Source organism: Oxalobacteraceae bacterium OTU3CAMAD1, from assembly GCA_024123915.1.
Classification (GTDB): Bacteria; Pseudomonadota; Gammaproteobacteria; order Burkholderiales; family Burkholderiaceae_D; genus Rugamonas.
The window spans coordinates 2253029-2265838 of record CP099650.1 but is presented as its reverse complement, the minus strand read 5'-3'; the positions used below and the strand labels follow the sequence as shown (position 1 = coordinate 2265838).

Sequence of the window (12810 nt, the reverse complement as noted above, 5' to 3'; positions counted from 1 at the left end):
CACTTCCGCGTGGTTCCTGCCCGCCATAAAAAAAGCCCCCACCCGCGCTGAACGCCGGTGGGGGCTTTTGCTTGCTAAGCGACAGGTCGGCTTAGAAGGTGTAGTTGCCGGTCAGGTAGAACGTACGGCCCATCGGATCGGCGTAGCGTGCGTCGTAGCCGATCTGGTGGCCGGACGAAGCGCGCAGCGACAGCGGTGGATTGCGGTCGGCGATGTTCTTGATGCCAGCGCGCAGACCGAACTGCTTGGTCGCTTGCCATTTGCCCTGCCAGTCGAAGGTCATGTACGACGGCACTTCGATGCGGAACGTTTCGTTCTTGTTCAGCCCCAGGTTGAACGACGTCGCCGACGCGTCGGTGTAACCGTTGCGGTAGTTGGCGATCAGCGAGTTCGAGAACGCGCCGGTGTCAAGCGTGGTGGCCAGACGGATCACGTGGCGGAACGATACCTGGTCATTGATACCGAAGAAGTTCATGCTGTTGACCCAGTCGTTGCTCGTGCCCGGACGGGTGTAGTCCGACTTGAGCAGGTAGGTGCCGTTCAGCGTGGTGCTCAGGTTGCCGAAACCGAAGCGGTGACGGTAGGTCGTTTCCCAGTCGATACCCTGGTTGTGGGTCTGGCCGATGTTGACCGACAGCGTTTTCTTGGCCCACAGGGTCTGGCCGCTGCCTGGTTCCACGAAGGTGGTGAACAGGTCGCGGAACTGGACCGGATCGGCGAAGATTTGAGCTTCCGACACCGCCGAGACGGCGTCACGGATCTTCACGTCCCACAGGTCGGCCTGGACGTAGAACGAGCTGGTCGGCTCGAAACGGAAGCCTACGGTGAACTGCTTCGACTTCTCAGGCTTGAGGTTCTCGTTGCCGCCGGAGATGACGTTGTATTGGCTCTTGCCAACGCGGCAGTAGGACGAGTTTTCCGCCGCCAGGTTGGGCGGGCATTCCCATGGCGAGGCGGTGAAGCCTGCCGCCACCAATGGCTGGCCGATGTCGAGCATCGACGGCGCCTTGAAGCCGGTGCCGTAAGAACCGCGCATCAGGAACGACTGGGTCGGCTGCCAACGGGCAGACACCTTGTAGGTGCTGGCCGATTCCTTGTTGCCCATTTCGCGGTTGGCGATGTGGTTCTTGACCGCTGCGATCGTGTCGTAACGCGCGCCGGCGGTCACTTCGACGGTCTTGATGACCGGGATGATCATCTCGGCGAAGGCGCCGTAGTTGTCACGTTCCATGTCGTAGGCCGGCGAAGCGCTGAAGCCGTAGATGTCCGACGAGGTCGCGTTCGGGGTTTGCTTGTAGTGGTAGTTGCGGAAGTCGCCGCCCAGACCGATGCTGGCCGCGCCGGCCGGCAGCTGGAACAGTTCGCGCGAACCGCGGAAGTCGATGCCCTTGAGCGTGGTCGACGCTTCGCGGATCGAACCCTTGAACACCGAGTTGGCGATCAGTTGCTTGGTGGCGGCGCTTTGCTCGCCGGCGGCCAGGAACGGGTTGAACTGGTTGTTGGCCAGCATGCTGCGGAACTCGGCGTTCTTGACGTAGCCGCCTTCATAGCGCTCGTCGATCGAGTTCTCGGACCAGGTCAGGCCGGCGCCGACGCTCCAGGCGCCGATCTCGCCCTCGGTGCCCAGCACCAGGTGCTTCGCTTCGGTGATGGTCTGGCTGTCACGGGTGCCCCAGTCGTAGGTGCGGTAGGTGGCCGTGGCGCTCGACAGGTTGGCGTCTTGCGCGGTGGTCAGGTACGGACGCACGTAGTTGTTGTACAGCTGCGAGCCTTTGGCCAGCGCGATCGAGGCGGTGTTCGGCGCGATGCGGGCGGTCAAGTCCATGCGCGAGTACGCGGCCTCGGCAAAGACTTCGAAGGTCTCGCCGACTTTGGCGGTGCCTTTGAGGAACACGGTGTCGCGCTTGCTTGCGGGGACGATCTCGACGGTGGCGGCGGAATCGAAGCCGCAGTTCTGCACGGTGGCCGTGTTGTTCTTCGAAGGCTGGTTCATCGGGCCGCATTGGCCGTTGATGTTGCGGTACGGGTTGAAGCCGATCGACGAGGTCGACGTCGGCGTGCGGCCGTCGCGGTAGGCCACGCCCACGTTGGCCGGAACGGCCGAGGTGCTCGAACGGTCGTGGATGTAGTTCTGGCCGTTCCAGCTGAATGGCAGGAACGAGCTGTTGGCGAAATCGCGGTCGGTGGCTTTGACGCGGCTGTTCTCGTCGTGGCGGGCCGACAGCAAGACGTTGTAGCGGTTCGTGTCCAGATCGCCGAAACCGTAGGTGGCGCTGAAGTTGCTCGACTGGCCGGCGCGGCTTTGGCCAGGCTGGCTGGCGGTCGCTTCGATGCTGCCGCCTTGCAGGTTTTTCTTCAGGATGAAGTTGATCACGCCGGCGATGGCGTCCGAACCGTACAGGGCCGAAGCGCCGTCGGTGAGGATCTCGACACGTTCAACCGCGCTCATCGGAATGGCGTTCAGGTTGATCGCGGAACCCGAGCCTTGCGGGGCGATGCGGCGGCCGTTCAGCAGCACCAGGGTATAGCTTTCGCCGATGTCGTGGATGGACGCGGACACGCGGCCACCGGAGTTGGTGCCGGCCGCGATGGCGGCGACGGTGAAACCTTGCATCGAAGGCAGGGCCTGGATCAGTTCGGCGACCGAAGTAGCGCCGGTCTTGGCGATCTGCTCCGAGCTCAGGCGCTGCACCGGCAGGGCGCCCTCAACATTGATACGCTTGATGGCCGAGCCGGTGATTTCCACTTTCTGGATGGCTTGCTCTTGTGCCGACGCCTGACCTGCGAACATGGTGGTACCGGCCAGGACTGCGAGTGCCAGGCGCACGGATCGGGCGCCGACTTTCTCTTGCAAAATCATTCACTACTCCCTGTAATGTGGTTATTTAAACTACATGAGCAAGGTGAATGCGTGCGCTTCGCGCTCTGGCGGCCAAGACGGCCTGGCGCGGAATCGGCCGCTGGGGGCCGCAACGCAGGACGGAAAAGGAACAGGCTAAGCGACGAGTACGTAAGGACTATCCTTGCTCATCAACCGGGGATTATGTAACGGCTTTGTCACAAACAGGGGATGTTTTAAGGCAATTTTACGAAACAAGAAGGCAAATCCGCGAGAAATGTGGATTATTTAGAAGTGAACTACCCTGAATAAACTTTATTTTGCAAAACCATGCTTTCACCATATGCAAGCGTGGCGTTTTTACCACATCGATATATATAACGCATCGTCACATATCACGGTTTGAGCGGATAAACGTCGCGCCGATAACGCTTTTCAGTCACCAAAGTATCGAATTGTATGCGGCCCCCCAGGTGCCGCCAGGAATGGTATGCGGCCTCGGCGGTTGGATTGTGCGTGGTCAAACGGCGTCGAATTCACCAGCCTACGATGACTTGAGCGGGCCGGACGGCGCCCGCTGCGAGATAAGGATCTCGCACCTTTCAAGGAGATAATCATGGCTACCGCATTCAAACCCGGCGACGAAGAATTGCAACAACTAGTCAGCGCGCGACGCGACGAGGTGCTGCGACTACAGCAATCCGAAGCGCTGCACCTGCAGGACATCGAACAAAGGGGCGCGGACCGCGTCAAAGCCATGCGTGACGGCTTGCCGGCGGAATTCGTCGCGTTCATGGACAAGCAGGGCAAGGCGGACGACGACGCCAGCGACGACACCAATGGCGAGGTGGAGGACATCAAGAACAGACTCATCGCCACGGCCATCCCTGCCGAAGAAGAAACCGCCGTGCACCCGGGCCTGGCCGGCGGCCAGTTGGTCGCGCCCAGCGCGGTGGGCTGGCTCACCCCGTACTATGGCGTACTGCACTGGTCGGACGGCACGGTGGTCTGGGAAGGCTACTATCCCGGCAACATCGACATGTGGGTCTGGGCCCAGGGCGCCGGCACCGGCAATTCCGGCACCGGCGCCGCATCCAGGACGCTGATCATGGACTGGTGGTTCACTTATACACCGACCGAAAGCCGCTATTACTACCACACCATCTCCGTGCCCTATCACGGCTTTTACATCGTCCGGGCCTTCGACGATTTCTTTACCGATAAGGAAGCGCACGCAAGGATCGATTTGTCGGCCGCCGGCTACCAATCCGGCTACAAGCCCACGGGCAGCCTCAACCTGATGAACCTGCGTGGCCGGAATATCAACGCCAACTATCGCTTCGACGGCTGGCGCACCATGTACTATTCGGACCTGCTGGCCCCCGGCACGGCGTACTTGAGGGTTTCCTCCTCCAACTACGTCTATGCCCGCGGCGCCAACTCGCACGCGCAGGTGAACTTCAACGACGGCGCCGCCAACTACGTGGGCGTACCATGGGTGTATGTCTCCTAAGGCAGGACACCGGCTCGCGGGTCATGACCCGCGAGCTACCGCGCATCGTTAGTACACATCCCGTTGGTAACGCTTTTCGTCGACCAACCCAGCCAATTGCACACTCCCCAGTATCGCCTCGAGCGCCTGATGAACGCCGGCCGCCATGCCCTGCAGGCTGCCGCAGACATAGATCGCGGCGCCGTCGGCCACCCAGGCCCGCAACTTGTCGGCCCGGGCCGGCAGCAGGTCCTGCACATAGCGCGCCTCCCCGCCGTCGCGCGACCAGGCCAGGTCCAGGTCGAGCCGTCCCGCCAGGTGCATCGCCTCCAGCTCGTCCCGGTAATGGAAGTCGTGGGCGCTGTTGCGTTCGCCGAACAACAGCCAGTTGCGCCCCTGCCCTGCCAGCGCGCGCGCCTTGAGGTGGCCGCGCAGGCCGGCGATGCCGCTGCCGTTGCCGATCAGGATCAACGGCCGCCCCGCGTTGTCCTCCAGCCGGAAGCGGCGGTGCTGGCGCAGCCGCAGCCGCACCGTCCGGCCCGGCTCGGCCTGGCGGGTCAGCCAGCCCGAGGCCACGCCGTGGCTGCCGTCGTCGTGGCTGTGCAGGCGCACCAGCAAGTGCACCCTGCCGTCGGCCGGAATCGAGGCGATCGAGTATTCGCGCGGACGCGACGGCTCGGCCGGCGCGGCGATCTGCACCAGGTCGCCCGACTGCCAGTCCGGCAACACGCCGCCCGGCGGCGTCAGCTCCAGGTGGTAGACCGGCGCCCCGGCGCTGCCCGGGTTGAGCGCCACGCGGGTGCGCAATGTCCAGTCCTCGAAGTCCGGCGCGCTCCAGTCCGGCGCGTCGCTGGTGCCGGCCAGGTGGCTCAATTGCTGCCGCCATTGCGCGATGGCGGCGTCGGCGCTACGGTCGACGTCGATGCGCGGGAACAGGCTGTGCGCGCCGCGCGCGGCGAGCCAGGCGTCCAGCGCCCGACCGAAGCCGCAGAATTGGGCGTAGGCGCTGTCGCCCAGCGCCAGCACCGCGTAGTGCAGGTGCGCCAGCGGCAGTTCGGTGGTCATCAGGCGGCCGGCGAAGGCGGCGGCGGCATCGGGCGCGTCGCCTTCGCCGTAGGTGCTGACCAGGAACAGGATGCGCTCGGCGCGGCGCAGGTCGTCGGCGTCCAGTTCGGACAGCTCGCTCAATTGGGCGGCGATGCCGGCCAGCCGCAAGGTCGCCAGGGTTTGCTGCGCCAGCGCCTCGGCGTTGCCGGTCTGGCTGGCATAGGCGACGATCCAGCCGGGCGAAGCGGCCGCCTCGGCCCTGGCGCGCAGCGCCGCTTGGCGCTTGCGGCGATGGCGCAGGTACGGCATCAGGCACACCAGGCCATAGCTGGCGCCCAGGCCTGCCACCAGCAGCAATCGGGTAGGGTCGTCGGTCCAGATCATTCAGCTTATTCGTTTAGCATGCCGCGTAAATGGGAACTCATGTGTTCGGTGTAGCCGCCGCCGGCGTCGCGGGCGACGAAGCGCGCCGCCAGCCCCTGGCGTTCAGCCAGCGCCAGGCCCTGTTCGGCGCCCAGCACCGTCAGCGCGGTCGACCAGGCGTCGGCCGCCATGCACTGGCCGTGCACCACGGTGACCGAGGCCAGGTCGTTGGCGATCGGCATGCCGCTGCGCGGATCGATGGTGTGCGAATAGCGCCTGCCGTCGAGCTCGAAGTAGCGCCGGTAGTCGCCCGAGGTGGCCACCGCCAGGCCATGTAGCGCCAGCACCAGCGAAGCGGGTTCCTCCACGGCGGAGGCATCCGTCGCCTCCTCCAGCGCCACCCACCACGGCTGGCCGTCCGGCTTGACGCCGGCGCCACGCAGCTCGCCGCCGACCTCGACCAGGTAGTGTTCGATGCCCTGGGTTTTCAAATAGTAGGCCAGCCGGTCGACGCTGTAGCCCTTGGCCACGGCCGACAAATCGAGCTGAACGCCGCCCGGCTGCAGGGCCTTGCGCCCTTCGCGCTCCAGCCGCACGCCGGCGGCGGCAAGCTGGGTGCGCGCGACGGCGATCTCGTCCGGTGAAGGGGGAATGAATCCAGGCTGGTCGAAGCGCCCGTAGGGCCCGAAGCCCCACAGGTTGACCAGGGTGCCGGCGCACGGATCGTAGGCGCCGCCGGAATCGCGCGCCACGTCCATCGCGAACGACAGCACGTCAAAAAAGGCTGGCGGCAAGGCCAGCCAGCTACCGGCCCCGGCGCGGTTGAAGCGCCCGAGGTCGGAATCGGTTTCCCAGTGGCTCATTTCGGCCACGATGGAATCGAGCTGCTGTTGCAGCCCATCTTGGAGATGGTCGAGCGCAAGGTGGCCGGGCGAGCCTTCCGGCGCGGCCACCAGCCGCACCGACCAGCTGGTGCCCATGCTGCGGCCGGCAAAATCGCGGATGGCGCCGCCCGCCGGCGCCGGGTCTTCGGAAATATGATGAGGCAGGAGAACCCGGCGCATGCGAACCTTGTCGACGTGTGGCGATGGAATGCCGGATTACTCCGGCAGGATTTCCACGGTCGCCGCGTAGGTGGCGCGGCGCGGCGCCATCTGCGGCGGCTGGCCCTGCACCTGCGGCGCGGCCGCCGGCCAGCTGCTGCTGACCATGTACATGCCGGCCGCCGGCACGGTGAACGTGAGCTCGCCCTTGGCGTCGGTGTTCTGGCGGATCTCGCCCAGGGTGCCGCGATAGCGCACGCCGCCCGGGATCAGGCTCACGCCCTGGTTGGCCGCAGGCTTACCGTCGAGCAGGAAACGCCAGGTCGCCTTCTCGCCGGCGCGCAGGTCGTTCGGATGGGTGACGGGCACCATCTCAAGGCCCACGCCGGTGGTCTTGAAGACTGCCATGTCCGGCTCGCCGGTCGAGACGAAGGTCTCCAGGCGGCTGTCGGTGCGGGTGAGCTTGACCTCGGTCGCGTCGGCCGGCACGTCCTTGGCCAGGGTTTCCTCGGTGCCACGGAAGCGCTTCATTTCGCCGGCCGCGTTCTTGTAGCTGCCGAACACGTTCTTCGACACCAGCTCGATCTTATAGGTGCCCGGCTTGGGCAGCTTGAGGTCGAAGCTGTTGCGCATCTTGCCGTTGGCGACGTTCTGCTTTTCCAGCTTGGCGCCGTCCGGGCCGGTGATGACGACGGTGTCGACTTTGAGCGGCTGGTGGTCGACGTCGAACAGGCCTTCCGAGATGGCGGCGTCGATCGTGACCCAGGCTTCCTTGCCTTCGACCAGGGTCGACGTCGGCAGCAGCCACGGCTTGTGGGCGTGCGCGCTCAGCGCCATGCCGGCCAGCGCCAGCGCGACCAGTGATTTATTCAGTGTAGACATGTCCCCTGCTTTCTTATGGTTTCAGTTGTACAACCACGGCGCCCAGCTCTTCCTTGCCCTGGCCTTTGAGGTCCTGCTTGGTCTTCGGCGGCCACTGCAGCGGCACCTTGACCACTTCGCGTCCGCCCGCCTCGCGCGCCGCTTCCACCAGCAAGGTGTAATTACCGGCCGGCAGTTTGTCCAAAGCAGCCTTGGCGCCCGGGAAGGTCAGCGACACTTCGCCCGGCGCCTTGGTCGCACCGCTGACGCCGTCCATCGGCATCTCGACGTCGCGCCCGGTCTTGCGCCACCACTGCCGCATGTCCTTGAGCCACTTGGTGCCGGCGTTGTCCTTTTTCTTGGTGTCATACAGAACGGCCAGGTTGGTCACCACTTTCTGGTCGGCGTTCTCCAGCCACGCGGCGATGTAAGGGCGGTGGTATTCGGCAACGTTCAATTGCGGCACGTCGAGTTTGAGGGCCAGATCGGCGCCCATGGCCGAGGCGCTGGCCAGCGGCAGGCTCAGTGCGATGGAATAACGTAATTTCATGGAGTACCCGTGCGAGGTGAAGGAGGTTGGAAAATTAGTGTATGAACAGCAAAGCGATGACAAACGGAATCAAGATACCCAGGCCGACCATCGGCCAGGTGAACGGCCGGTTGGCGGCGTGGAACTTCAGGATCAGCAAGCCGGTGATGCAAAACACCAGGCAGGCGCCGGCGAAGATGTCGATGAACCAGTTCCACGCGGCGCCCGTGTTGCGGCCCTTGTGGACGTCGTTGAGCCAGGAGATCCAGCCACGGTCGGTTTTCTCGAATTCGGCCGCGCCGTCCTCCAGCGCGATGCGCACCCAGGCGTCGCCGCCGGCCTTGGGCATCGGCAGGTAGACCTCGTCGGCGGCCCATTCGGCGGCGCGGCCGCCGGCCTGCACCTTCCAGGTGTCGCTCAACCATTGTTCGGCCGCCACCGGCAGCGGCTCCTTGGCGCCGTCGTGATCGGCGGCGTAGGCGCGCAACTGCGCCGTCAGCGCCGCCGGCACGGTGGCCTGCTGGCGCACGATGGTCGGCTTGGCCTCGATCTGCGAGGCATGGTTCAGGGTGATGCCGGTAATGCTGAACAAAAACATGCCGAGCAGGCATAAAGCCGAGCTGATCCAGTGCCACTGGTGCAGGTTCTTCAGCCATACCGCGCGGCTGGCATTGCTGGCTTGTGGAGCGCTCACTTCATGTCCTCATGTCCTTAATTCATGTCCCTGGTTCGCCGAAATAGTTGCCAAATAGTTGCCCTTAGGCAGGCACAAACACAAATGATAATTATTATCATTTACGTTGTCAACCTGTCCAATGTAACGCCTGTGTAAAGTTAGTCAAGTAAGCTAGCGTGAGAACGCGTACAGACTGTGGCCCGGGCGACACGTATGCTGGGCCGAAATCATCCTTATGTCATGGAGGCGCATCATGCCGCTGTATTCGCAAGACCAGATCAACACCATCTCCGCCAAGATCAAGGATGTGCGTTTCGGCATGTTCACCACCTTCGACGCGGAACACGTGCTCACCAGCCGTCCGCTGACCACCCAGCAGCTCGACAACGAGGGCAACCTGTGGTTCTTCGCCTCGGACGAGGCGGCCTTCATGCTCGACTTGCCGCAACATCCAGGCGTTAATATCAGCTACTCCGACCCCGAGCGCAACCTTTACCTGTCCATTTCCGGGCGCGCCTACGTGCTCAAGGACCGCGCCAAAGCGCGCGAACTGTGGAACGCGGCGGCGCGCAGCTGGTTCCCCGAGGGCGTCGACGATCCGCACCTGACCCTGATCCGCGTGCGCATCGAGTCGGCCGAGTACTGGGACGCGGGCTCGACCAAGATGAAACAGCTGGTGCAGATCGCCACGGCCGCGATCAGCGGCCGCCCCCCGACTGCCATGGGGCGCCACACGACGATCTGCCTGTAAGACAGCCGCACCACCCGCTCGACGCCGGAACCAAGCCGGCGCTCCATGGTCTGAACCGGACAGGCGCACCTCAGCGCCTCATGGGGAGGAACAATCATGGGCAAAACCATAGGCATCGATTTAGGCACCACCAACTCCTGTGTCGCCGTCATGGAGGGCGGCCAGGCCAAAGTGATTGAAAACGCGGAGGGCGCGCGCACCACGCCCTCGGTGGTCGCCTACCTCGACAACGAAATCCTGGTTGGCGCGACCGCCAGGCGGCAAGCCGTCACCAATCCGAAAAACACGCTGTACGCCGTCAAGCGCCTGATCGGGCGCAAGTTCGACGAGCCCGAGGTGCAGAAGGACATCCACCTGATGCCCTACACCATCATCCGCGCCGACAACGGCGACGCTTGGATCGAGGCGCGCGGCAACAAGCAGGCGCCGCAGCAGGTCTCGGCCGAGGTGCTGCGCAAGATGAAGCAGACCGCCGAGGCCTACCTCGGCGAAAAAGTCAGCGACGCCGTCATCACGGTGCCGGCCTACTTCAACGATTCGCAGCGTCAGGCCACCAAGGACGCCGGCCGCATCGCCGGCCTCGACGTCAAGCGCATCATCAACGAGCCGACCGCCGCCGCGCTGGCCTTCGGCCTCGACAAGACCACCCGGGGCGACCGCAAGCACGCGACCCGATCGCCCTGCAGCGCATCAAGAGCGCCGCCGAGCGCGCCAAGATCGAGCTGTCGTCGACGCAGCAGACCGACATCAACGAACCCTACATCGCCATGGCCAACGGCTCGCCGGCCCATCTGGGCCTCAAGCTCACGCGCGCCAAGCTCGAGTCGCTGGTCGAGGACCTGATCGCCCGCACCGTCGCGCCGTGCCAGACGGCGCTCAAGGACGCCGGCCTTGGCGTCGACAAGATCGACGACGTGATCCTCGTCGGCGGCATGACGCGCATGCCGCGCGTGCAGCAGGCCGTGCGCGAGCTGTTCGGCAAGGAGGCGCGCAAGGACGTCAACCCGGACGAGGCGGTGGCGGTGGGCGCGGCGATCCAGGCCTCGGTGCTGTCGGGCGAGCGCAGCGACGTGCTGCTGATGGACGTCACGCCGCTGTCGCTCGGCATCGAGACGCTGGGCGGCGTGATGACCAAGATGATCCCGAAGAACACCACCATCCCGACCCGCTTCAGCCAGGTCTACACCACAGCCGACGACAACCAGCCGGCGGTGACGGTCAAGGTCTACCAGGGCGAACGCGACATCGTCAGCGGCAACAAGCTGCTGGGAGAATTCAACCTGGTCGGCATTCCGCCGGCGCCGCGCGGCTCGCCGCAGATCGAGGTCAGCTTCGACATCGATGCCAACGGCATTTTGCATGTGGGCGCCAAGGACAAGGCCACCGGCAAGGAGAACCAGATCACCATTAAGGCCAACTCCGGCCTGACGGAACAGGAAATCCGCAAGATGGTGCGGGACGCGGCCGCCCACGCCGAGGACGACCGCCGCGCCAAGGCGCTGGTGGATGCGCGCAACGCCGCCGACGCGCTGCTGCACGCCACCCGTAAGAGCTTGCAGGAACACGGCGACAAGCTGGCCGAGCCCGACCGCGAGCGCATCGACACGGCCATCGCCGCGCTCGATGCCTCGTTGAAGGGCAGCGACCAGGCCGATATCGAAGCGAAAGCGGCGGCGCTGTCGACGGCGGCGCAGAAGCTGGGTGAACAGATGTATGCGGGGATGAACGGCAGCGGCACTGCCGGCGCCGGGGCTGGGCCTGCGGGCGTTCAGGGACAGGCGCCGGACGACGTCGTCGATGCAGACTTCAAGGAAGTCCGGAAATAGGTTGGCAGGCAAAAAAAAGCCTGCGGGCGCGACGCCCGCAGGCCTAAACGGCCGGACCCAGAGGAGAAGGCGCGGCCGCACATCAACTATAGATCAGGATTTCGAGCCCGAGCTGCCGGAGGAACCGGAACGGCTGCCGCCGCGGCTTGCCTTGCCACCGGCGCCACCCCGGCCTTCATCGTCATCCTCGTCCCGCGCGCTGCCCTTGTTGCCGCCACCCGAACCGCCGCGCGAGGCGCTAGTGCTGCTTTGGCTGTTCGAATCGTTCTTGTGGCTCATCGCGCCGGCGCGGCGCGCTTCTTCGGAAGTGAATTCGTGGGCCGTCCCTTTTTGATGGGCCGCGCGGCCGCCCTCGGCGGCGATCTGGCGCTGCTGTTCCGGGTCCATCGATGCGAAGCCGCGTTTTTTTGGTTCGCTCTGCTCGTTACCGGATTTGCCGCCCTGCTTACTGCCTCGACTGCCGCCTTGATTTCCACCGCCGTTATTCCCACCTCTCTCGCTAGTAGCCATGATCGTCTCCTTGAATGAATCGCTGTCATTCCCGCTTGCTTCACAGGTGGAGTCAATCGTAGTGCACGGCCCAGCGGCGGAATATAGGACATGCGCAGCAGAGAATGTAGGACCATTCCCTGTACAGCGGCGCGGCCCGCCGCTTAAGCCCTGGCCGTTGCTACGTCGGCGCGACATGCGGTTTGACAGGCACCTCGACCACGGTATCGCCGCTGGTGACGAACAGCCGCTCGCCCGGCTCCGGCAGCACCGGATGGCCGCCGGTGAAGGCGCCGAACGCGGGCAGCACGACCCTGCCCTCGCCGACCAGAAAGCACGGCAGCAGCAGCGAGTCCCAACCGGCGCGCAAGCGGTACACGGGATGCACGTGGCCGGCCATCAGGTAGCCGGACACCAGCAGGTCCGGATGGTGGCAAAACGCGAACGGCGCCTGCCGCAACGGCTCGTCGACCATGTCGATGGCAAGGCGGGCCGGCGGATCGCCGGCGTGGGCGTCGTGGTTGCCGCGCACGACCGTCAGCTTCAGCGCCGGCCGCGCCAGGCGCCAGCCGTGGATCGCGGTCATCGTCGCCTCGGCGTGGGCCGCCTTGGCATGCAGGAAGTCGCCCAGGAACAGTATCTCGCGCACCGCGTGCCGCGCCAGCAAACCGTCGAGCGCGCGCAGATTGGCCGACGTCGTCCCGCCCGGCACCGGCACCCCCAGCGCGCGGAACGAGGCCGCCTTGCCGAAGTGGATATCGGCGATGATCAACATTTTCTCGCGCGGCCAGTACAGCGCCTTCTCCGGCAACAGCAGCACCTGCTCGCCCGCCAGCTCGATGGCCAAAGTGCCCGCCATACCGGCGACGCCGGCTTCCTCCATCTGTTGTGCCT

The 12810-nt window shown here is 64.9% G+C and carries 10 protein-coding genes and 1 pseudogene; 3 read left to right on the top strand and 8 right to left on the bottom strand.

Annotated features, from left to right (window positions below):
• Nucleotides 1-91 precede the first annotated feature (91 nt).
• Nucleotides 92-2860 carry a TonB-dependent receptor gene (locus NHH88_09695; protein USX16031.1) on the bottom strand — a complete coding sequence of 923 codons (2769 nt, stop codon included), beginning with the start codon at nt 2858-2860 and terminating at the stop codon, nt 92-94.
• Between the two features lie 595 nt (nt 2861-3455).
• Here NHH88_09695 and NHH88_09690 point away from each other — a divergent pair.
• Nucleotides 3456-4352, top strand: a complete 897-nt coding sequence (locus NHH88_09690) for a hypothetical protein (GenBank protein USX16030.1) — start codon at nt 3456-3458, stop codon at nt 4350-4352.
• A gap of 48 nt (nt 4353-4400) precedes the next feature.
• On the opposite strand, the gene NHH88_09685 is transcribed toward NHH88_09690, so the two are convergent.
• From NHH88_09685 to NHH88_09665, 5 genes are read right to left on the bottom strand one after another with little or no spacing between them, the layout of a single operon-like run.
• A complete protein-coding gene (locus NHH88_09685) occupies nt 4401-5762 on the bottom strand; it encodes a sulfite reductase subunit alpha (protein ID USX16029.1) in 1362 nt (453 codons plus the stop codon).
• A gap of 5 nt (nt 5763-5767) precedes the next feature.
• A complete protein-coding gene (locus tag NHH88_09680; protein ID USX16028.1) occupies nt 5768-6805 on the bottom strand; it encodes an FAD:protein FMN transferase in 1038 nt (345 codons plus the stop codon).
• 36 nt (nt 6806-6841) lie between these two features.
• Nucleotides 6842-7666: a DUF4198 domain-containing protein gene (locus NHH88_09675; GenBank protein USX16027.1), complete on the bottom strand. Its 825-nt coding sequence runs from the start codon at nt 7664-7666 to the stop codon at nt 6842-6844.
• A 13-nt stretch (nt 7667-7679) separates the two neighbouring features.
• Nucleotides 7680-8195: a DUF2271 domain-containing protein gene (locus tag NHH88_09670; GenBank protein USX16026.1), complete on the bottom strand. Its 516-nt coding sequence runs from the start codon at nt 8193-8195 to the stop codon at nt 7680-7682.
• Nucleotides 8196-8229: 34 nt separating this feature from the next.
• Entirely contained in the window at nt 8230-8868 is a 639-nt protein-coding gene (locus NHH88_09665) for a PepSY-associated TM helix domain-containing protein (GenBank protein ID USX16025.1), read from the bottom strand.
• A gap of 235 nt (nt 8869-9103) precedes the next feature.
• Between NHH88_09665 and NHH88_09660 the strand changes: the two genes are divergently transcribed.
• Both NHH88_09660 and NHH88_09655 read left to right on the top strand, forming a co-directional pair.
• Nucleotides 9104-9601 (top strand): pyridoxamine 5'-phosphate oxidase family protein, encoded by a 498-nt coding sequence (locus tag NHH88_09660; protein USX16024.1) that lies wholly within the window; start codon nt 9104-9106, stop codon nt 9599-9601.
• Nucleotides 9602-9697: 96 nt separating this feature from the next.
• A pseudogene (locus NHH88_09655) lies at nt 9698-11427 on the top strand (molecular chaperone DnaK).
• A 93-nt stretch (nt 11428-11520) separates the two neighbouring features.
• Here NHH88_09655 and NHH88_09650 read toward each other — a convergent pair.
• Complete coding sequence (locus NHH88_09650; protein ID USX16023.1) at nt 11521-11937, bottom strand: hypothetical protein; 417 nt, start codon at nt 11935-11937, stop codon at nt 11521-11523.
• 160 nt (nt 11938-12097) lie between these two features.
• Nucleotides 12098-12775, bottom strand: coding sequence for a ligase-associated DNA damage response endonuclease PdeM (gene pdeM, locus NHH88_09645; GenBank protein ID USX17307.1), 678 nt, complete (start codon nt 12773-12775; stop codon nt 12098-12100).
• Between the last annotated feature and the right edge of the window lie 35 nt (nt 12776-12810).

Bases quoted from the DNA above. Each gene is read 5' to 3' on its own strand.
- NHH88_09660 (USX16024.1), top strand. From the start codon at position 9,104: ATGCCGCTGTATTCGCAAGACCAGATCAACACCATCTCCGCCAAGATC.
- NHH88_09695 (USX16031.1), bottom strand. From the start codon at position 2,860: ATGATTTTGCAAGAGAAAGTCGGCGCCCGATCCGTGCGCCTGGCACTC.
- NHH88_09690 (USX16030.1), top strand. From the start codon at position 3,456: ATGGCTACCGCATTCAAACCCGGCGACGAAGAATTGCAACAACTAGTC.
- NHH88_09680 (USX16028.1), bottom strand. From the start codon at position 6,805: ATGCGCCGGGTTCTCCTGCCTCATCATATTTCCGAAGACCCGGCGCCG.
- pdeM (USX17307.1), bottom strand. From the start codon at position 12,775: ATGGCGGGCACTTTGGCCATCGAGCTGGCGGGCGAGCAGGTGCTGCTG.
- NHH88_09670 (USX16026.1), bottom strand. From the start codon at position 8,195: ATGAAATTACGTTATTCCATCGCACTGAGCCTGCCGCTGGCCAGCGCC.
- NHH88_09675 (USX16027.1), bottom strand. From the start codon at position 7,666: ATGTCTACACTGAATAAATCACTGGTCGCGCTGGCGCTGGCCGGCATG.
- NHH88_09685 (USX16029.1), bottom strand. From the start codon at position 5,762: ATGATCTGGACCGACGACCCTACCCGATTGCTGCTGGTGGCAGGCCTG.
- NHH88_09650 (USX16023.1), bottom strand. From the start codon at position 11,937: ATGGCTACTAGCGAGAGAGGTGGGAATAACGGCGGTGGAAATCAAGGC.